Consider the following 18,896-nt stretch of genomic DNA (forward strand, 5'->3'; position numbering starts at 1 on the left):
GGATACCACCGACAACCGTCCCGCACCGACCGGACGAACAGGCCCCCTGCGGCCGCGGACGGGCGTACCGCCGGGCGGGAAACCGGCCCTCCGCCCCCGCCGTATTGACACCGCACTGGTCCAGACCGCACCGTGATCCGCGACACAGACGCTGCGAAGGGGCACCGCATGAGCGACGGCACACCCGCCGACCTGTTCTTCGACGCCGCCATCGGCCTGCTGCAACGAGTCCGCGAGGAGGAGTCCGGGGCGATCACCGCCGCGGCCGCCCTGCTCGCCGACACCGTCGCGTCCGGCGGCCGCCTGTTCGCGTTCGGCGCCGGCCACTCCTCGCTGGCCGCCCAGGACGTCGTCTACCGGGCCGGCGGCCTCGCGCTCATGAACCTGCTCGCCGTCCCCGGGGTCGTCGGCGTCGACGTCACGCCGGCGACCCTCGGCTCCGCCCTCGAACGCGTCGACGGACTCGCGAGCGCAGTCCTGGACACCTCCCCCCTCCGCGCCGGCGACGCCCTCGTGATCATCTCCCTGTCCGGCCGCAACGCCCTGCCCGTGGAGATGGCCCAGGGCGCACGCGCCCGCGGCGTCAAGGTCATCGGCGTCACCTCGGTCGCGTACGCCTCGGAGACCGCCTCCCGGCACTCCTCCGGCACCTTCCTCAAGGACCACTGCGACATCGTCCTGGACTCGAAGATCACGGTCGGCGACGCGGAACTCACCCTCGACACCATCCCCGCGCCCTTCGCCCCGGCCTCGACCGTGGTCACCACCGCCCTGATGCAGGCCGTCGTCGCCACCACCGCGGCCGACCTCGCCGACCGCGGCATCGAGCCCCCGCTGCTGCGCTCCGGCAACGTCGACGGCGGCCACGACTGGAACGCCCGCGTCATGACCGAGTACGGCGACCGCATCTTCTACCGGCACTGACACCCGGGCGCCGGACTACTCCCCCGCACCCCGCGCCCGCAGCGCCTCCGCCAGGTCCAGCGCCGCCCCCACCCGCACCGCCACGTCCTCCGCGTAGGCCGCGTCCGCCCGCTCGAAGCGGCTCCGGCCGGCCCCGCGCAGGAAGGTGACCACGCCCAGCGTCCGGCCCCGGCTGCGCAGCACCGCGCACAACGCGTGCACCGCGTCGCCGGGCCACTGCCGGGCCAGTGCCCAGTCCCGCGCCCGCTCCGCCGACACCGACCCGGCGTCCGCGCGCACCGTGCCCGCCCGCTCCACGCACTGCAGCGCCGGATGCCCCGGCTCGTAGCGCAGCGGCAGCCCGGCCGCGCCCGTGACCAGACTCGGCCCCGGCGCCCCGGCGGGCGACGCGGCGAGCCGCACCAGCCGGACCGGAGCCGGTTCGTCGCCATCCGCGCGCGGCGCGCCGGCGAGACGGTCGAGCAGCGCGTGGTCCGCGAAACCCGCGAGCGCGAAGTCCAGGTGGACGGTGGCCGCCTCCGCCGGGTCCTCGCACTCCGCGGCGGCCCGCGCGGCCCGGTGCAACTGGTTGCCGCGGAAGCGCAGCAGCGACGCCTCCTGCTCCCCCTGCCTGGCCTCGGTGACGTCCTGGAAGAGCCAGCCCACACCGAGCGGCACCGGCTCCTCCGCCAGCGGCGAGGCCAGCCGCACGAACCCGCTGCGCCAGCAGCGCCGCCGCTCGCCCTCGGCCCCGCGCACCGCCACCCACATCTCGGCGGGCGCGGGCGGCGCGCCCTCGGCCAGCACATGGGTGAGCGCGCTCTCCAACTCCTCCGCCCCCTGCGCGAGCAGCTCGCCCAGCGGCCGCCCCAGCGCCGACATGCGCCCGACGCCAAGGGCCCGCGCGGCGTGCCCGTTGACCACGGCCGGCCGCAGATCGGCGTCCACCAGGACCACGCCCCAGGCAGCGTCCTCGAACAGCGCCTCGCTCAGCGCGATCGACCGCTCCAGATCGATCTGCGTGTGCACCTCGCTGAAGGCGCAGTACACCCCCGCAGGCTTCCCGTCCGGGCCGCGCACGGCGGCCGACTGCGTCCGCACCAGCACCCGCCCGCCGTCCTTCGTGACCAGCGCGAACTCGTTCACCTGCCGGCCGGGCGCGTGCATGGCCGACATCAGCCGCTCCTGCACCTCCTCGGCGTCCGCGCTGCGCACCGCCCAGCCGGCGAACCCGTGCCGGCCGACCGCCTCGGCCACCGTCCAGCCCAGGATGCGCTCCGCCTCGCGGTTCCAGTGCGTCACCACCCCGTCGGCGTCGAGCGCGCACAGGGCCGCGTCCATGCCGTCCAGCAGCGCGGCGAGCAGGTCGGAGCCGCCGGACTCCTCAGGACAGTCCGTACCGTCCGGCCCGTGCGGGCCGCCCCGCTCGGGCTCGTCGGGACCCAGCTCGTCGGTGGTCCCACTCCGCCGGGAAGCACTCACCTGGACCCCCTGGACGCTGCGCCCGCGCACGCGCACGCACGGCGCTCGGTTCGCTCATTGGCCTTCATTCAACTCGAACGTGACGCAGCCCACATCCTGTTCCCGCAAGATTGCCGCAATCATTGCCCGTCCGGCGCCGTGAGCCGCAGGTCGACCCACTCGTCGGCCTCCCCGTCGAGCACGTACCGGTCGATCTCCACGAACCCGCGCCGCCCGGCGAACCGCAGCCCGTCCTCGTTCGCCGCCAGCACGCACGTCTCGACCGTCCGGGCCCCCAGCCCACGCGCGTGCGCGAGCCCGTCGCCGTAGATCACCGCACCGAACCCCCGCCGCCTGAACCCGGGCAGCACCCGCGCGATCACGGTCGCCACCGCCCCGTCCCCGGCCGGCGGCCGGACGGTGGAACACCCCACCAGTTCCTCCCCGAGATAGGCGTTCACCAGCCGGTACCGCCCGACCCGCGCCCGCGCGTCCGCCAGGGACATCGCCGCGGGCGGCACCACCACGTTGTGCACGTGCCGCCACTGCTCGAGCATGCGGTCGGCCCGGACGGCTTCCATACGGAGATCAGTCATGGCGGCACCTTTACCATCGACGCCGCTCACGCGTTCGGAAAAGCCTGCTCTTTCGTGATTCCGGGCGACGTCGATCCGGGCTACAGCCTCCGGGTGGAGGAGCTGTCGTCGTACGAAAAAACAGTTGAAGCCGCACGAGACGGTTCTTAGGCTGACGCGTACGTGAGAAAGGAGGTGATCGGGTAAATGAGTGAAACCCGGACGCGCGAGGTGGCTGCGGGCTAGCGGCCTGCCACCACACGATGTGCGGTGCCGGACCAGCGTGTGCGAGACACACGCAGCCGGCCGAATCCAACGCAGTCACCCGACCCGCGAGCTCGCCGGTACGTCCGGCCGGCTTCGCCGCCGTCAGGCGGTGGAACCGAGCTCGCGGGTCGTCTGCGTTCTCGGGGCCGGGATCACGGGCTGAGGCGTTCCAGGGTCCAGGTGCCGTCGGGGCGGCGGGTGTAGCGCAGGCGGTCGTGGAGGCGGTTCTCGCGGCCCTGCCAGAACTCGACCGTCTCGGGGGCGATCCGGAAGCCGCCCCAGTGCGGCGGGACCGGGATCTCCTCGTCCTCCGGGTGGCGCGCCTCCAGCTCGGCGTAGGCCGCTTCGAGTTCGGCGCGGGAGCCGATCACGGAGGACTGGGCGCTGGCCCAGGCGCCCAGCCGGGAGCCGCGCGGGCGGGTGCGGAAGTAGGCGGCGGTCTCCTCGCGGCCGGTGCGGCGGGCGACGCCGGTGACGATGACCTGGCGGGCGATCGGGTGCCAGGGGAAGAGCAGCGAGACGTAGGGGCTGGCGGCGAGTTCGCGGGCCTTGCGGGAGTCGTAGTTGGTGTAGAAGACGAAGCCGTCGGTGTCGAACTGCTTCATGAGGACCGTGCGGGAGCTGGGGCGGCCGGCCGCGTCCGCGGTGGAGACGACCATCGCGTTGGGTTCGTAGAGGCTGCCGTGCAGGGCCGCCCGTGCGGCGTCCTCGAACCAGCCGGTGAACTGGTCCATCGGGTGCGCGGGGCAGTCCGCCTCGTAGAGGCCCGCGGCCCGGTACTGCTTGCGCATGGCGGCAGGGTCCAGCAGCGGGTCGGGGGTGGGTTCGCGGTCGGTCACGCGGTCATCCTGCCGTATCGAACGCCCGTGGCACTGAGTGTCGCGTGGGCTCCCCAACTGTGGCACTGGGGGTTATGGTGCAGGTTCCGCCGCGGTTTGGGTGACCACCGGCCGATCGGGGCATCACCGGGGTGACCGCCGCCGACATTCACTAGGAGCCGCCTGATGTCCGACTTCGTACCCGGACTCGAAGGGGTCGTAGCGTTCGAGACGGAGATCGCCGAACCCGACAAGGAAGGCGGTGCCCTGCGGTACCGGGGCGTCGACATCGAGGACCTGGTGGGGCACGTCTCCTTCGGGAACGTGTGGGGTCTGCTGGTCGACGGCGCCTTCAACCCCGGCCTGCCGCCGGCCGAGCCGTTCCCGATCCCGGTGCACTCCGGTGACATCCGGGTGGACGTGCAGTCGGCGCTGGCCATGCTGGCCCCGGTCTGGGGTCTGAAACCGCTGCTGGACATCGACGTGGAGCAGGCGCGGGACGACCTGGCGCGGGCCGCGGTCATGGCGCTGTCGTACGTGGCGCAGTCGGCGCGCGGGCAGGGGCTGCCGATGGTGCCGCAGCAGGAGATCGACAAGGCGGGCTCGGTGGTCGAGCGGTTCATGATCCGCTGGCGCGGCGAGCCGGACCCGAAGCACGTGGCCGCCGTGGACGCCTACTGGACCTCGGCCGCCGAGCACGGCATGAACGCCTCCACCTTCACCGCCCGGGTCATCGCCTCCACGGGCGCGGACGTCGCGGCCGCGCTGTCGGGCGCGGTCGGTGCGATGTCGGGGCCGCTGCACGGCGGCGCGCCCTCGCGGGTGCTCGGGATGATCGAGGAGATCGAGCGCACCGGGGACGCGGCGGGGTACGTCAAGCAGGCCCTGGACCGCGGTGAGCGGCTGATGGGCTTCGGTCACCGGGTGTACCGGGCCGAGGACCCGCGCGCGCGGGTGCTGCGGCGTACGGCGCGGGAGCTCGGGGCGCCGAGGTTCGAGATCGCGGAGGCGCTGGAGAAGGCCGCGCTGGAGGAGCTGCACAACCGGCGGCCGGACCGGGTGCTGGCGACCAACGTGGAGTTCTGGGCGGCGATCATGCTGGACTTCGCCGAGGTGCCGGCGCACATGTTCACGTCGATGTTCACGTGTGCGCGGACGGCCGGGTGGTCGGCGCACATCCTGGAGCAGAAGCGGACGGGGCGGCTGGTGCGGCCTTCGGCGAAGTACGTGGGGCCGGGGCCGCGCAGCCCGCGGGACATCGAGGGGTACGCGGACATCGCCAGCTGAGGGCGGCGCTGGGCGGCGGCCAGGGCGCTGCCAGGGCGGCGGCCGGGGGGAAGCTGGGCGGCGCCCGGGGTGCGGGTGCGCGGCCGGTGGCCGATCCGGTCGATGGGCCGTGGGGGCCGGCCACGGGTCGTCGCACGTCGTGCGGCCCGTCCCAGGCCCCCGCGGTCGGCCCAGCCGCGACTCCCCCAGCGCGCCCGCCCGCGGCTCACGTCGGGTCAGGCCGGGGTGAGCAGGTCCGCGTGGTGTCGTGCGGCCGCCAGCGGGTGGGCCCTGAGCTTGCCCTTCAGCTCGTTGTAGCCGTACTCGGCGTACAGCGGGTTGGCCGGGTCGGTGGTGATGCCGGGGGCCGTGGCGGCGTGCGGGAAGGGCAGCGGCTCGATCCGGGCGTCCAGGCGGGGGTTGTAGAAGAACGGGACGGAGAAGCGTTCCGTCGCGCCGGCCGGGCTCACCACGCGGTGGTTGGTGGCGAGCAGGTAGCCGTTGGTCGCGACCTCGAGGAGTTCGCCGAGGTTGACGACGAAGGCGCCCTCGATCGGCGGTACGTCGTGGAAGCGGCCGTCCTCGCGCTGGACCTGGAGGCCGCCGACGGTGTCCTGCAGGAGCAGGGTGAGGAAGCCGTAGTCCTTGTGGGCGCCGACGCCCTGGTCGGTGCCGTCGCCGGCGCTGCCGGGGTAGCGGACGAGCTTGAGGTGCGGGTGGGCGTGCTCGCCGAAGACGGGGTCGTAGAAGCCGGCGGGGGCGCCGATGGCGGTCAGGAGTTCGCGCAGCAGGCGCTGGGCGACGGAGCTGAGGGTGTCGATCCAGGCGAGGGCGGCGGTGCGCAGTCCGGGGAGGGCGGCCGGCCACTGGTTGGGGCCCTGCAGCCACCAGTACGGGGGCTCGCCGGGGCCGGGTACGCGGGCGGGGCGCTCGGCGCCTATGTCGAGCTGGTCGCGCCAGTCGCGGGCGCCGGCGGTGTGTTCGTCGCCGGTGCGGGTGTAGCCGCGGAAGTGCGGGGAGCCGACGTTGTCGAGGGCGAGCCGGTCGGCCTCGGGGAGGTCGAAGAAGGCGCGCATGGCGGTGAGCAGCGCGTCGGTCTCGGCCCGGGTCACGCCGTGTCCGACGAGCTGGAAGAAGCCGACGTCGTGGGCGGCGCTGTGCAGCTGGGCGTGGAGCATGGCCCGGGCCTGGGGTCCGCGGTCGGCGGCCGACAGGTCGATGATCGGGAGCTGGGCGTACGACGGGTTCGTCGCGGTGTGCGTCGTCATGGGGTGCGTCCGCTGGGTGTACGGGGCGCGGGCGGCCGCCGAGGGGTGTGGGCGGCCCCCGGGTGCCGGAAGAGGGAGAAGAGCGAGGAGGGGGCTGGATCAGGCGGAGAAGCGCCGACAGCCCGTGCTCGTGACGCGCACGTAGTCCACGTGGCGGCGTCGGACGAGCATCGGAAGCATGGAGCAAGGGTACTGCGGGTCTCCGCCCGCGGGTGTGACCCGCTTCACCGGCGCGGAATCCGCCCGGAGTCCGCCCGGGGGCGCGCCGGCCGCGGCTCAGTCCAGGGCCGTGTCCACGAGTGCCGCCCACTGGGCGACCACGCGCTCGCGGCGGGCGGTGTCGTCGGTGAGGAGGTTGGCGAGGCCGAGGCCGCGGGCCATGTCGAGCAGGCCCTGCACGGTTTCCCGGACGCCGGGGCGGGACTCGTCGGCGCCGAGGAGTTCGACGGCGATGCGGTGGGACTCGCGGCCGACGCGGGCTTCGAGTTCGGTCACGCGCGCGCGGAGCTGTTCCTCGTCGCTGGCGGCGACCCACAGGTGCAGGGCGGCGCGGAAGAGCGGGCCGGTGTAGAGGCCGACGACGGCGGAGACGACGGCGCGGCGGTCGGCGGGGCCGTCCGGGAAGAGTTCGCGCAGGGCGGTGGAGCGTTGCTCGGCGACGTACTCGACGGCGGCCGTGAACAGGTCCTCACGGGTCGGGAAGTGGTGCTGGGCGGCGCCCCGGGAGACGCCGGCGCGTTCGGCGACGGCCGTGACCGTGGAGCCCGCCCAGCCGTGTTCGGCGAGGCAGGCCACGGCGGCTTCCAGGAGCCGCTGCCGGGTGGCCCGGCTGCGGTCCTGCTTGGGTACGCGGTCGCGTTCCGCCGTACTCACACCACCCATGCCGCATCCCGTCTTTCCAGGAAGGCCGTCATCCCCTCCCGGGCCTCGGGCGTGGCGAACAGCCGGGCCGAGAGCGCGGTCAGGGCGGCCGCGTCCCGGTCGAAGGTCTCCAGCACCCTAGCCGTGAGCAGCCGTTTCGTCTCGGCCAGGGCCTGGGGCGAGGAGCGGCGCAGGCCGTCGAGGACGGGGGCGAGTGCCTCGTCGACGTCGTCGGCGGCCACGGTGAGCAGGCCGAGGCGCACGGCTTCGGCGGGGTCGAAGCGTTCGCCGGTGAGGTAGTGGCGGGCCAGGGCGCGCGGGTCGGCGCGGGGTATGACGGGCAGGGAGATCACCGCCGGCGCGACGCCGATGCGGACCTCGGTGAAGGCGAAGGTGGCGGTGGTGGCGGCGGCGGTGATGTCGCAGGCGGCGAGGAGGCCGAGGCCGCCGGCCCGGACGTGTCCGGTGACCCGGGCGACGACGGGCTTGGGCAGCTCCACGATCTGCCGCAGCAGGCCGACCAAGGCGTCCGGGTGGGGAGGGTCGCGCAGGTCGGCCCCGGCGCAGAAGGTGGTGCCGGTGTGGGTGAGGACGACGGCGCGTACGCCGGGGTCCCCGGCGCAGTCGGCGAGGGCGTGGGCGAGGGCGTCCACGAGGGCGGCGGAGAGCGCGTTGCGGGTCTCGGCGGCGTCGAGGCTGAGGGTTTCGACGCCGCGCGCGCGTGTGCGTGAGACGGGGGTGCTCAAGGGTGCTCCCGGAGCTGTCGGCGGAGGATCTTCCCGGAGGCCGCGCGGGGCACGGTGTCGACGAAGGTGACGCGGCGGACGCGTTTGTAGGGGGCGACGCGTTCGGCGACGTGCAGCATGACCTCGTTCGCGCCGAGGCCTGCGGCGGCGGGCTGGCGGACGACGAAGGCGTGCGGGATCTCGTTGCCGTCGTCGTCCCGGGCGCCGACGACGGCGGCGTCGGCGATGCCGGGGTGGGTGAGCAGCAGCGCCTCGAGTTCGGCCGGGGCCACCTGGAAGCCCTTGTACTTGATGAGTTCCTTCACCCGGTCGACGACGAAGAGCCAGCCGTCGCCGTCGACGTGCCCGACGTCTCCGGTGTGCAGCCAGCCGTCGGGGTCGATCATGGCGGCGGTGGCGTCGGGGCGGCCGAGGTAGCCCTTCATCACCTGGGGGCCGCGGATCAGGATCTCGCCGGGTTCGCCGGTGCCGAGGTCCTTGCCCGGGTCGTCGAGGGAGACGATGCGCATCTCGGTGCCGGCGACGAGCCGGCCGACGGTGCCGGGAGGCGCGTGGTGCAGGGCGTCGAGGGGGACGACGTGGGTGCCGGGCGAGAGTTCGGTCATGCCATAGGCCTGGCCGATCGGGGGCAGGCCGAGGCGTCCGGCGCAGGCGGCGGCGAGTCGCGCGTCGAGGGGGGCGGCGGCGCTGATGACGTACTTCAGGGAGGAGAGGTCGTAGCGGGCGACCGCCGGGTGCTTGGCGAGGGCGAGGACGATCGGTGGGGCGACGTACAGGCCGGTGATGCGGTGGGTCTCGATGGCGGCGAGGAAGGTCTCGAGGTCGAAGCGGGGCAGGACGACGACGGTGGCGCCCTTGCGCAGGGGGGCGTTCATCAGGGCGGTGAGGCCGTAGATGTGGAAGAACGGCAGCACGGCGAGGATGCGGTCGCCGGGTCCGGCCGGGACGGCGGGGTCGAGCTGGGCGAGGTTGGTGGCGATCTGCCGGTGGGTGAGCATCACGCCCTTGGGGACGCCGGTGGTGCCGGAGGAGTACGGCAGGGCGGCGATGTCCTCGGCCGGGTCGATGGCCGTCTCGGGTTCGGGGGCGGTGGTGGCGAGCATGTCGATGAGCGAGCGGTGTCCGGGTGCGCTGTCGCAGACGAATATCTCCCGGACTCCGCCCGCTAGTTCGGCGGCGCGGCGGGCGGACTCCAGCAGCGGTGAGACGGTGACGATCCAGCGGGCGGCGCAGTCGGAGAGCTGTTTGGCGAACTCCTCGGGGGTGGCGAGCGGGTGCACCGTGGTGACGGAGGCGCCCGCGCGCGTGGCCGCGTAGAAGGCGGTCGGGAAGGCGATCGTGTTGGGGCTGTGCAGGGCGAGGACGTCGCCCTTGCGCAGGCCGGCTTCGGCTAGGGCGGCGGCGAGCCTGCGGTGGAACCGGTCCACTTGCTCGTACGTGAGGGTGGTGCCGTCCGTGCCGTCGATGAGGGCCGGGTGGTCGCCGTAGCCGGCTGCGGGACCCAGGACGGCGTCGTGGATGGGCAGTTCTACGGGCGGGACGTCTGCGTACTCGCTGCGGAACACGGTTCCTCCAAGCGGCCGTCGCTGCGGCCTAGTACGACTTGGGCAGGCCGAGGGTCTGGTGGGAGACGTAGTTGAGAATCATCTCCCGGCTCACCGGTGCTATACGGGACACGCGCGAGGCCGTTATCAGCGAGGCGAGGCCGAACTCGCGGGTGAGGCCGTTGCCGCCGAGGGTGTGCACGGCCTGGTCGACGGCCTTCACGCAGGCTTCGGCGGCCGCGTACTTGGCCATGTTGGCCGCCTCGCCCGCGCCGATGTCGTCGCCGGCGTCGTAGAGGTGGGCCGCCTTCTGCATCATGAGCCGGGCCAGTTCCAGGTCGATGTGCGCCTGGGCGAGGGGGTGCGCGATGGCCTGGTGGGCGCCGATGGGCGTCTTCCAGACGGTGCGTTCGCGGGCGTACTCGACCGCCCTGGCCAGGGCGTAGCGGCCCATGCCGATGCTGAACGCGGCGGTCATGATCCGCTCGGGGTTGAGTCCGGCGAAGAGCTGCAGCAGACCGGCGTCCTCTCCCCCACTGCCGAAAGCGTGGGAGGGGCCCCCACCGACCAACGCGTCCGCGGGCAGCCGTACGTCGTCCAGGACGAGCTCGAACTGTTTCTCGGCGGCGTTGAGTTCCATCTCGATGGGGTGCCGCCGGAAGCCGTCGGCGTCCGTGGGGACGATGAACAGGCAGGGCTTGAGGCGTCCGGTGCGGGCGTCCTCGGTGCGGCCGACGATCAGCACGGCGTCGGCCATGTCGACGCCGGAGATGAAGACCTTGCGGCCGGTGAGGAGCCAGTCGGCGCCGTCCTTGCGGGCCGTGGTGGTGATGCGGTGGGAGTTGGAGCCGGCGTCGGGTTCGGTGATGCCGAAGGCCATGAGGCGGGTGCCGTCGGCGAGGCCGGGGAGCCAGGTCCGCTTCTGCTCCTCGGTGCCGAAGCGGGAGATCACCGTGCCGCAGATGGCCGGGGAGACGACGAGCATGAGGAGCGGGCAGCCGGCCGCGCCCAGTTCCTCCAGGACGATGGAGAGTTCGGTGATGCCGCCGCCTCCGCCGCCGTGCTCCTCGGGGAGGTTGACGCCGAGGTAGCCGAGTTTTCCGGCCTCCGCCCAGAGTTCGGTGGGGTGACGGCCCTCGGCGAGGGTCCGGGCGACGTAGTCGCGGCCGTAGCGTCCGCCGAGGGCGGCCACCGCGGCGCGCAGTGCCTTGTGCTCGTCGGACTCGATGAGGGTGCTCATGGTGTCTCCCGGAGTTCTTGTACGACCGCCAGCAGCGTTCCTGGTTCGACCTGCCGGCCCGTCGTGGCGTGCAGGGCGGTGAGCGTGCCCGTGACGGGCGCCGAGATCTGGTGCTGCATCTTCATCGCCTCCAGCCAGATCAGCGGCTGGCCGGCCCGTACCGTGGCGCCCTCGGTCAGTCCTTCGGCGACGCGGACGACCGTGCCCGGCATCGGGGCGAGCAGGGAGCCGGGCGTGACCTGGGCGGCCGGGTCGGGGAAGCGGGGCAGTTCGGTGAGGGTGGTGGAGTTCACGTACACCCGGTCCGTGCCGTACCGCGACACCTCGTACCGGCGCTGGACGCCGTCCGCTTCGAGGACGACGAGGCGCGCGTCGGCGTGCACCACCCGGACCCCGTCGGCGGTGAGGCCCTGCCGGGTGTGCCGGTAGTGGACCTCGTGCTCCTCGCCGGCCGTCTCGTACCGCCTGGTCTGCGGCTGGGAGGGAACGTTGCGCCAGCCGCCGAAGCGGGAGCGGCCGTGGGCGCCGGCCAGGGCGGCGGCGAGGGGGGCGTGCGGGTCGGCGGCCGGGGCGGTCAGGGCGGCGAGGTGGCGGTCGTAGAAGCCGGTGTCCATGCGGCCGGCGGTGAACTCGGGGTGGCGCAGGGAGTTCAGCAGCAGGTCCCGGTTGGTGACCGGGCCGTGCAGCGCGGTGCGTTCCAGTGCGCCCGCGAGCTTCCGGACCGCCTCAGCGCGCGTGGGGGCGTGGGCGACGACCTTGGCGAGCATCGGGTCGTAGTGGACGCCGATGGTGTCGCCGTCGCTGTAGCCGGTGTCCAGGCGGACCCCGTCGGGCACGGCGAGACGGTGCAGGGTGCCGGTCTGGGGGGCCCAGCCGCGGGCCGGGTCCTCGGCGTACAGGCGTGCTTCGACGGCGTGGCCGCGCGCCTGCGGCGGCTCGCTCGCCAGCGGGTGGCCCTCCGCGACGCGGATCTGTTCCGCCACCAGGTCGAGGCCGAACACCGCCTCGGTGACGGGGTGCTCCACCTGGAGGCGGGTGTTCATCTCCAGGAAGTGCGCGCGGCCGTCGGCGACCAGGAACTCCACGGTGCCCGCGCCGACGTAGGACACCGCGCGCGCGGCGCGCACCGCGAGCGTGCGCAGCTCGTCCTGGAGCCCCGCGGTCAGGCCGGGCGCCGGGGCCTCCTCGATCACCTTCTGGTGGCGGCGCTGGAGGGAGCAGTCGCGGGTGCCGAGCGTCCACACCGTGCCGTGGGTGTCGGCGAGGATCTGCACCTCGACGTGGCGGCCGCGTTCGAGGTAGGGCTCGGTGAAGACCTCGCCGTCGCCGAAGGCGCTCGCGGCCTCGGCGCGCGCGCCCTCCAGCGCGTCCGGCAGGTCCGCCAGGCGGCGCACGATCCGCATCCCGCGCCCGCCGCCGCCGGCGGCGGCCTTCACCAGCACGGGCAGGTCGGCCTCGGTCACCTCGCCCAGGGGGGCGATGTCCATCAGCTCCTTGGCGCGCGTCTTGGACGCCATCGCCTCGATCGCCTCCGGGGGCGGGCCGATCCAGACGAGTCCGGCGTCGAGGACCGCCCGGGCGAACTCCGCGTTCTCGGAGAGGAACCCGTAACCGGGGTGGACGGCGTCGGCGCCGGCGGCCAGGGCCGCCTTGACGACGAGGTCGCCGCGCAGGTAGGTGTCGGCGGGCGTCGCGCCCGGCAGCCGTACGGCGGTGTCGGCCACGCGCGCGTGGAGCGCGCCGGCGTCCGCGTCCGAGTGCACCGCGACCGTGCGGATGCCCAGTTCACCGCAGGTGCGGAAGATCCGGCAGGCGATCTCGCCGCGGTTGGCGGCCAGCAGAGTCGAAATCATGAGCCTCACATCCGGAAGACGCCGAAGCCGCCGCGCGCGCCCTCGAAGGGGGCGGTGTGGATGGCTGACAGGCACAGGCCGAGGACGGTGCGGGTGTCGCGCGGGTCGATGACGCCGTCGTCGTACAGCCGCCCGGACAGGAACATCGGCAGCGACTCGGACTCGATCTGCTGCTCCACCATGGCGCGCAGCGCGGCGTCCGCGTCGTCGTCGTACGGCTGTCCCTTGGCGGCCGCCGACTGCCGGGCGACGATGGACAGCACGCCCGCCAGCTGCTGCGGGCCCATGACGGCCGACTTGGCGCTGGGCCAGGCGAACAGGAAGCGCGGGTCGTAGGCGCGGCCGCACATGCCGTAGTGCCCGGCGCCGTACGACGCGCCCATGAGGACGGACAGGTGGGGCACGCGGCTGTTGCTGACCGCGTTGATCATCATGGCGCCGTGCTTGATGATGCCGCCCTGCTCGTACTCCCTGCCGACCATGTAGCCGGTGGTGTTGTGCAGGAACAGCAGCGGGATGTCGCGCTGGTCGGCGAGCTGGATGAACTGGGCGGCCTTCTGCGACTCCGCGCTGAACAGCACGCCCTGGGCGTTGGCCAGGATGCCGACCGGGTAGCCGTGCAGCGCCGCCCAGCCGGTGGTCAGGCTGGTCCCGTACAGCGGCTTGAACTCGTCGAAGTCCGAGCCGTCGACGAGCCTGGCGATGACCTCGCGGGGGTCGAAGGGGGTCTTCAGGTCGCCGGGCACGATGCCCAGCAGCTCCTCTTCGTCGTACTTGGGCGGTTGCGCGAGGGGGGGATCGGGGTGGGCCTTGCGGTGGTTGAGGCGGGCGACGACCCGGCGGGCCTGCCGGAGCGCGTCCCGCTCGTCGACGGCGAAGTGGTCGGCGAGGCCGGACACGCGCGCGTGCATCTCCGCGCCGCCGAGCGACTCGTCGTCGCTCTCCTCGCCGGTGGCCATCTTCACCAGCGGCGGGCCGCCGAGGAACACCTTGGCGCGCTCCTTGACCATGATCACGTGGTCGGACATGCCGGGGACGTAGGCGCCGCCGGCGGTGGAGTTGCCGAAGACGACGGCGACGGTGGGGATGCCGGCCGCCGAGAGCCTGGTGAGGTCCCGGAAGATCGCGCCGCCGGGGATGAAGATCTCCTTCTGGGACGGCAGGTCGGCCCCGCCGGACTCCACCAGGCTGATGCAGGGCAGCCGGTTGGCGAGCGCGATGTCGTTGGCGCGCAGCGCCTTCTTCAGGCTCCACGGGTTGCTGGCGCCGCCGCGCACGGTCGGGTCGTTCGCGGTGATCAGGCACTCCACGCCCTCGACCACGCCGATGCCGGTGACCAGCGAGGCGCCCACCGCGTAGTCGCTGCCCCAGGCGGCGAGCGGGGACAGTTCCAGGAACGGGGTGTCGGGGTCGAGGAGCAGTTCGACGCGCTCCCGGGCGAGCAGTTTGCCGCGGTCGCGGTGGCGCCGGACGTACTTCTCGCCGCCGCCCGCGAGCGCCTTGGCGTGCTCGGTCTCCAGGTCGGCGAGCTTGGCGAGCATGGCCTCGCGGTTGGCCAGGTAGTCGGGGCCGCCGGTGTCGAGGGCGGAGGGCAGGACGGTCACAGCAGGGCCTCCGGGATGTCCAGGTGGCGGGAGCGCAGCCATTCGCCGAGGGCCTTGGCCTGCGGGTCGAAGCGGGCCTGCGCGGCGACGCCGGCGCCGAGGATGCCGGTCACGACGAAGTTGAGGGCGCGCAGGCCGGGCAGCACGTGCCGGGTGACGGGCAGGTCCCGGCTCTCGGGGATCAGCTCCCGGAACCGGTCGGCGGTCAGCTCGTGGGCGAGCCACCGCCAGGCCTCGTCCGAGCGCGCCCACACGCCCACGTTGGCGTCGCCGCCCTTGTCGCCGCTGCGGGCTCCGGCGACCAGGCCGAGCGGCGCCCGGCGGACCGGCCCGGGCGGCAGGGGTTCGGGCAGCGGTGGCTCCGGTACGGCGGCCGGCTCGGCCGTTTTCTGGGACGGTGGCACGGGGACGCGGCGGCCGTCGTGGAGGACGGCCACATGGTCGACGGCACCCTGGGGCACGTACACATCCTCGAAGACTCCATAGGGTGCGCCCTTTCCCGGTGGGGCGAGCACATGGAAGCCGGGGTAACTGCCGAGCGCGAGTTCCACGGCGGCGCCGCTCAGCGCCCGGCCCACGACGCGCTGGTCGGGGTCCCGGACGACCAGCCGCAGCAGGGCGCTCGCCGTCTCCTCGGTGTCCGCGTCGGCGCGGTCGGTGCGCACCAGGTCCCAGCGGACCTCCTGGGGAGGCGACTTGGCGAGCGCGTCCGTGAGCTGCGCGCGCACGAGGGCGGCCTTGGCCTCGACGTCGAGCCCGGTGAGGACGAAGGCGACCTCGTTGCGGAAGCCGCCGAGCCGGTTGAGCCCGACCTTCAGCGTCGGCGGCGGGGCCTCCCCGCGCACCCCCTCGATCCGCACCCGGTCCGGCCCGTCCTGGCTCAGCCGTACGGTGTCGAGCCGGGCGGTGACGTCCGGCCCGGCGTACCGGCCGCCGCCGGTCTCGTAGAGCAGCTGGGCGGTGACCGTGCCGACGTCGACGAACCCGCCGGTGCCGGGGTGCTTGGTGACGACGCTGCCGCCGTCGGCGTCGATCTCGGCGAGCGGGAATCCGGGACGGCGTACGTCGCCCTCCCCGAAGAAGGCGTAGTTGCCGCCGGTGGCCTGGGTCCCGCACTCCAGCACATGCCCGGCGACGACGGCGCCGGCGAGCCGGTCGTACTCCTCCGGCCGCCAGCCGAAGTGGGCGGCGGCGGGCCCGGTGACCAGCGCCGCGTCCGTCACCCGCCCGGTGACGACGATGTCCGCGCCCGCCCGCAGGCACTCGGCGATCCCGAAGCCGCCCAGGTAGGCGTGGGCGGCGAGGGCGCCGGGGTGGGCGGCGCCGAGATCGTCGCCCTCGACATGGGCGACCCGCGCCGGTGTGCCGAGCCGCTCGCTCAGCTCCCGTACCTGCCGGGCGAGTCCGGCCGGGTTGAGGCCACCGGCGTTGGTGACGATCCGCACCCCGCGCTCCAGGGCGAGGCCCAGGCAGTCCTCCAGCTGGCGCAGGAAGGTGCGGGCGTATCCGGCGGAGGGGTCCTTCAGGCGGTCGCGGCCGAGGATGAGCATGGTGAGTTCGGCGAGGTAGTCGCCGGTGAGGACGTCGACCTCGCCACCGGTGAGCATTTCGCGCAGCGCGTCGAAGCGGTCGCCGTAGAAGCCGGAGAAGTTGCCGACGCGCAGCGGGTTCACGGGGCTCACCGGGTGCCCTCCTTCGGCGGGCGGCCGGCGCCGGGCGGGCCGGCGAAGGCCTGGGCGATGCCGAGCCAGCGGTCGGCGTCCGGGCCCTCGGCGCGCAGGGCGAGGTCGGCGCGGTGGGCGCGCTGGGTGACGAGCAGGCAGAAGTCGAGCGCGGGCCCGGTGACACGCTGGGCGGCGTCCTCCGGCCCGTACGCCCACAGGTCACCGGAGGGCGCCCGCAGCTCGACGCGGAACTCCTCGGCGGGCGGGGTGAGTCCGTGGACCGTGTGGGCGAAGTCGCGGGTGCGCACCCCGAGTCGTGCCACGTGCCTGAGCCGGTCGGTGGGCGGGCGGACCGCGCCGAGGGCGTCGGCGATGTCCAGACCGTGGGCCCAGGTCTCCATGAGGCGGGCGGCGGCCATGGACGCGGCCGACATGGGCGGCCCGTACCAGGGGAACCGGCTGCCGGCCGGTGCGGCGCGCAGGGCCCGCTGGAGGGCGTCCCGTCCGGCGCGCCACCCCGCCAGCAGCTCGGCGCGCGGCAGCCGGGCGCCCTCCTCCGCGCCGTCGTCCACGAACGAGCCGGGAGCGGCCAGCGCCTTCTCCACCAGTGTCTGGAAGGCCCCGGCGTCGGTGACGGCCAGCAGGGCCGAGCGGTCGGTCCAGGCGAGGTGCGCGATCTGGTGGGCGACGGTCCAGCCGGGCGCGGGGGTGTCGGAGGCCCATTGCTTCGGGCTCAAGTCCGCGACCAGCGAATCGAGTTCGTCGTTCTCGGCACACAAGTCGTCGATGACGTGCGTCGGGTCGGCCATGAGGGGGAGCATGGCAGCGGGCCGAGAAACAATCAAGCACGCTTGCATGATTTTCCGCCGGGCCCGTGCTCGCGGAAAAGGCCGCGCGCCGCCCGCGCCCGCCCAGTAGCGTCGGGGCGTGGTCGATGAGGACGGGTACTTCGGGGAGTCCGTCGCGGCTTCGTACGACGAGTCGGTGGCGGAGATGTTCGAGGACGGGGTCGTCGGGCCCGCGGTCGGGCTGCTGGCGGAGCTGGCCGGTGACGGGCGGGCACTGGAGTTCGGGGTCGGGACCGGGCGGATCGCGCTGCCGCTGGCGCGGCGCGGGGTCGGCGTGCACGGCATCGACCTGTCCCGGGCGATGCTGGACCGGCTGCGGGCCAAGCCGGGCGGTGACGCGGTCGGGACGACGGTCGGGGACTTCGCGACGACGAAGGTGGACGGCGCCTTCCGGGTCGCCTATCTGGTCTTCAACACGATCATGAACCTGACCTCGCAGGACGCCCAGGTGGACTGCTTCCGCAACGCGGCCCGCCACCTGGAGCCCGGCGGCTGCTTCGTCATCGAGGTCGGGGTGCCGGATCTGCGCCGGCTGCCGCCCGGACAGAACGCGGTGCCCTTCCGCGTCGACGAGGGACGGCTGGGCTTCGACCTGTACGACGTCGCGACGCAGTCGGTCAGCTCGCACCATGTGCGGGTGGCGGACGGCCGGGGCACGTACCTGGCGGTCTCGTTCCGGTACGTGTGGCCCGCGGAGCTGGACCTGATGGCCCGGCTCGCGGGGCTGCGGCTGCGTTCGAGGTGGGACGGCTGGACGCGGGAGCCGTTCACGAGCGACAGCCGGCAGCACGTGTCGGTGTGGGAGAAGCCGGCCGGCTGAACTCCGGGCGCGGTGACCGCGCGACGGTCAGGCCTCGGGCGCCGGGGCCGGCGCCTTGCCGCGCCCGGCCTGGGTCCGTACCGCGCCGATGGTCGCCGCGATCACCAGGGCGATGGCGGCGGCCTGCGTGGCGGAGAGCGCCTGGCCGAGGATGAGGAAGCCCGCCGTGGCCGCGATGGCCGGCTCCAGGCTCATGAGGACGGCGAAGGTGTGGGCGGGCAGGCGGCGTAGCGCCAGGAGTTCGAGGGTGTAGGGCAGAACCGAGGAGAGCAGCGCCACCGCGGAGCCGAGGGCGACGGTGGTGGGGTTCAGCAGGCGGCTGCCGGCCTCGGCGATGCCGAGGGGGAGGAAGAGCAGGGCGGCCACCGCCATCGCCAGCGCCAGGCCGTCCGCCTGCGGGAAACGGCGGCCGGTGCGGGCGCTGAAGACTATGTAGGCCGCCCACATGGCGCCTGCTCCCAGTGCGAAGGCGACACCCGTGGTGTCGAGATCGCTGAAGCCTCCGCCGCCCAGCAGGAAGACCCCGGCCAGCGCGAGGGCCGCCCACAGCGCGTTGATCGCCCGGCGGGAGGCCAGCACGGACAGGGCCAGCGGGCCGAGGACCTCCAGGGTGACCGCGGGGCCCAGCGGGATGCGGGCGACCGCCTCGTAGAAGAGGCCGTTCATCCCGCCCATGGCGATACCGAAGACGACCACGGTCCCCCAGTCGGCGCGCGAGTGACCGCGCAGCCGGGGCCGGCAGACCACCAGCAGCACCACGGCCGCCGCGAGCAGCCGCAGGGTGACGACGCCGAGCGCACCGGCCCTCGGCATCAGGGTCACCGCGAGCGCTCCGCCGAACTGGACCGAGATCCCGCCGGCCAGCACCAGGCCCACCGGCCCGAGCGACCCGAGGGGCCCGGACGAGCCGGACCGGCGCGGGGCGCTCCCGGGGGATGCCGGCGCGTGCTGCGTCGAGGGGGCGGTGTGGCTGGAGGTGCTCACGGGCGGTCCTGAGTCTGGCCGGAATCAGATCTTGTTCATCTTGGTGTACTTCCGAGTCCAGGGTAGTGGACTTGGTCAGGAGTGTGAAGCCGCCATGAGCCTGTCCCGCATGCCGGGATGCCGCACAGGGGACTCCGCGGGGAGCCGAGCGGCGGGTCGCATCCTTCTCCATCG

16 protein-coding genes are annotated in these 18,896 nt (G+C 73.8%); 3 read left to right on the forward strand and 13 right to left on the reverse strand.

What is annotated here, in order from left to right:
- Positions 1-168: 168 nt before the first annotated feature.
- Positions 169-924: an SIS domain-containing protein gene (locus tag ACFQ9Z_RS28720; protein ID WP_383025053.1), complete on the forward strand. Its 756-nt coding sequence runs from the start codon at positions 169-171 to the stop codon at positions 922-924.
- 15 nt (positions 925-939) lie between these two features.
- Here the strand turns inward: ACFQ9Z_RS28720 and ACFQ9Z_RS28725 are convergent, their stop codons facing one another.
- The 3 genes from ACFQ9Z_RS28725 to pdxH all read right to left on the reverse strand — a co-directional run bounded on the left by ACFQ9Z_RS28725 (position 940) and on the right by pdxH (position 4,045).
- Positions 940-2,385, reverse strand: coding sequence for a PAS domain-containing protein (locus ACFQ9Z_RS28725; protein ID WP_383025058.1), 1,446 nt, complete (start codon positions 2,383-2,385; stop codon positions 940-942).
- Positions 2,386-2,504: 119 nt separating this feature from the next.
- Positions 2,505-2,960, reverse strand: a complete 456-nt coding sequence (locus ACFQ9Z_RS28730; RefSeq protein WP_383025061.1) for a GNAT family N-acetyltransferase — start codon at positions 2,958-2,960, stop codon at positions 2,505-2,507.
- 398 nt (positions 2,961-3,358) lie between these two features.
- Positions 3,359-4,045 carry a pyridoxamine 5'-phosphate oxidase gene (pdxH, locus tag ACFQ9Z_RS28735; protein ID WP_383025064.1) on the reverse strand — a complete coding sequence of 229 codons (687 nt, stop codon included), beginning with the start codon at positions 4,043-4,045 and terminating at the stop codon, positions 3,359-3,361.
- Between the two features lie 165 nt (positions 4,046-4,210).
- On the opposite strand from pdxH, the gene ACFQ9Z_RS28740 reads away from it, so the two are divergent.
- Positions 4,211-5,311, forward strand: coding sequence for a citrate synthase 2 (locus ACFQ9Z_RS28740; protein ID WP_383025068.1), 1,101 nt, complete (start codon positions 4,211-4,213; stop codon positions 5,309-5,311).
- Positions 5,312-5,526: 215 nt separating this feature from the next.
- Here the strand turns inward: ACFQ9Z_RS28740 and ACFQ9Z_RS28745 are convergent, their stop codons facing one another.
- The 9 genes from ACFQ9Z_RS28745 to ACFQ9Z_RS28785 form a co-directional block, all read right to left on the reverse strand.
- Positions 5,527-6,558: an isopenicillin N synthase family dioxygenase gene (locus tag ACFQ9Z_RS28745; protein WP_383025071.1), complete on the reverse strand. Its 1,032-nt coding sequence runs from the start codon at positions 6,556-6,558 to the stop codon at positions 5,527-5,529.
- Between the two features lie 276 nt (positions 6,559-6,834).
- Complete coding sequence (locus ACFQ9Z_RS28750; protein WP_143631030.1) at positions 6,835-7,440, reverse strand: TetR/AcrR family transcriptional regulator; 606 nt, start codon at positions 7,438-7,440, stop codon at positions 6,835-6,837.
- Positions 7,428-8,165 carry an enoyl-CoA hydratase family protein gene (locus tag ACFQ9Z_RS28755; protein ID WP_383025076.1) on the reverse strand — a complete coding sequence of 246 codons (738 nt, stop codon included), beginning with the start codon at positions 8,163-8,165 and terminating at the stop codon, positions 7,428-7,430. The genes ACFQ9Z_RS28750 and ACFQ9Z_RS28755 overlap by 13 nt, the downstream gene beginning before the upstream one ends.
- Positions 8,162-9,730: a 4-coumarate--CoA ligase family protein gene (locus tag ACFQ9Z_RS28760; RefSeq protein WP_383025081.1), complete on the reverse strand. Its 1,569-nt coding sequence runs from the start codon at positions 9,728-9,730 to the stop codon at positions 8,162-8,164. Before ACFQ9Z_RS28760 ends, ACFQ9Z_RS28755 begins: the two co-directional genes overlap by 4 nt.
- 28 nt (positions 9,731-9,758) lie before the next feature.
- Entirely contained in the window at positions 9,759-10,949 is a 1,191-nt protein-coding gene (locus ACFQ9Z_RS28765; protein ID WP_383025084.1) for an acyl-CoA dehydrogenase family protein, read from the reverse strand.
- Positions 10,946-12,802, reverse strand: a complete 1,857-nt coding sequence (locus tag ACFQ9Z_RS28770) for an acetyl/propionyl/methylcrotonyl-CoA carboxylase subunit alpha (protein ID WP_383025087.1) — start codon at positions 12,800-12,802, stop codon at positions 10,946-10,948. The genes ACFQ9Z_RS28765 and ACFQ9Z_RS28770 overlap by 4 nt, the downstream gene beginning before the upstream one ends.
- A gap of 5 nt (positions 12,803-12,807) precedes the next feature.
- Positions 12,808-14,406 (reverse strand): acyl-CoA carboxylase subunit beta, encoded by a 1,599-nt coding sequence (locus ACFQ9Z_RS28775; RefSeq protein ID WP_383025090.1) that lies wholly within the window; start codon positions 14,404-14,406, stop codon positions 12,808-12,810.
- Positions 14,403-16,079 (reverse strand): acyclic terpene utilization AtuA family protein, encoded by a 1,677-nt coding sequence (locus tag ACFQ9Z_RS28780; protein WP_383025678.1) that lies wholly within the window; start codon positions 16,077-16,079, stop codon positions 14,403-14,405. The genes ACFQ9Z_RS28775 and ACFQ9Z_RS28780 overlap by 4 nt, the downstream gene beginning before the upstream one ends.
- 5 nt (positions 16,080-16,084) lie before the next feature.
- Positions 16,085-16,879, reverse strand: coding sequence for a TIGR03084 family metal-binding protein (locus ACFQ9Z_RS28785; protein WP_383025093.1), 795 nt, complete (start codon positions 16,877-16,879; stop codon positions 16,085-16,087).
- A 118-nt stretch (positions 16,880-16,997) separates the two neighbouring features.
- Here ACFQ9Z_RS28785 and ACFQ9Z_RS28790 point away from each other — a divergent pair, with 118 nt between their 5' ends.
- On the forward strand, positions 16,998-17,738 hold the full coding sequence (locus tag ACFQ9Z_RS28790; protein ID WP_383025096.1) for a class I SAM-dependent DNA methyltransferase: 741 nt from the start codon (positions 16,998-17,000) through the stop codon (positions 17,736-17,738).
- A 27-nt stretch (positions 17,739-17,765) separates the two neighbouring features.
- Here the strand turns inward: ACFQ9Z_RS28790 and ACFQ9Z_RS28795 are convergent, their stop codons facing one another.
- Complete coding sequence (locus ACFQ9Z_RS28795) at positions 17,766-18,722, reverse strand: DMT family transporter (RefSeq protein ID WP_383025100.1); 957 nt, start codon at positions 18,720-18,722, stop codon at positions 17,766-17,768.
- Positions 18,723-18,896: the final 174 nt, after the last annotated feature.

Origin of the sequence: Streptomyces sp. NPDC056580, from assembly GCF_042793175.1 — a bacterium.
Lineage (GTDB): Bacteria > Actinomycetota > Actinomycetes > Streptomycetales > Streptomycetaceae > Streptomyces.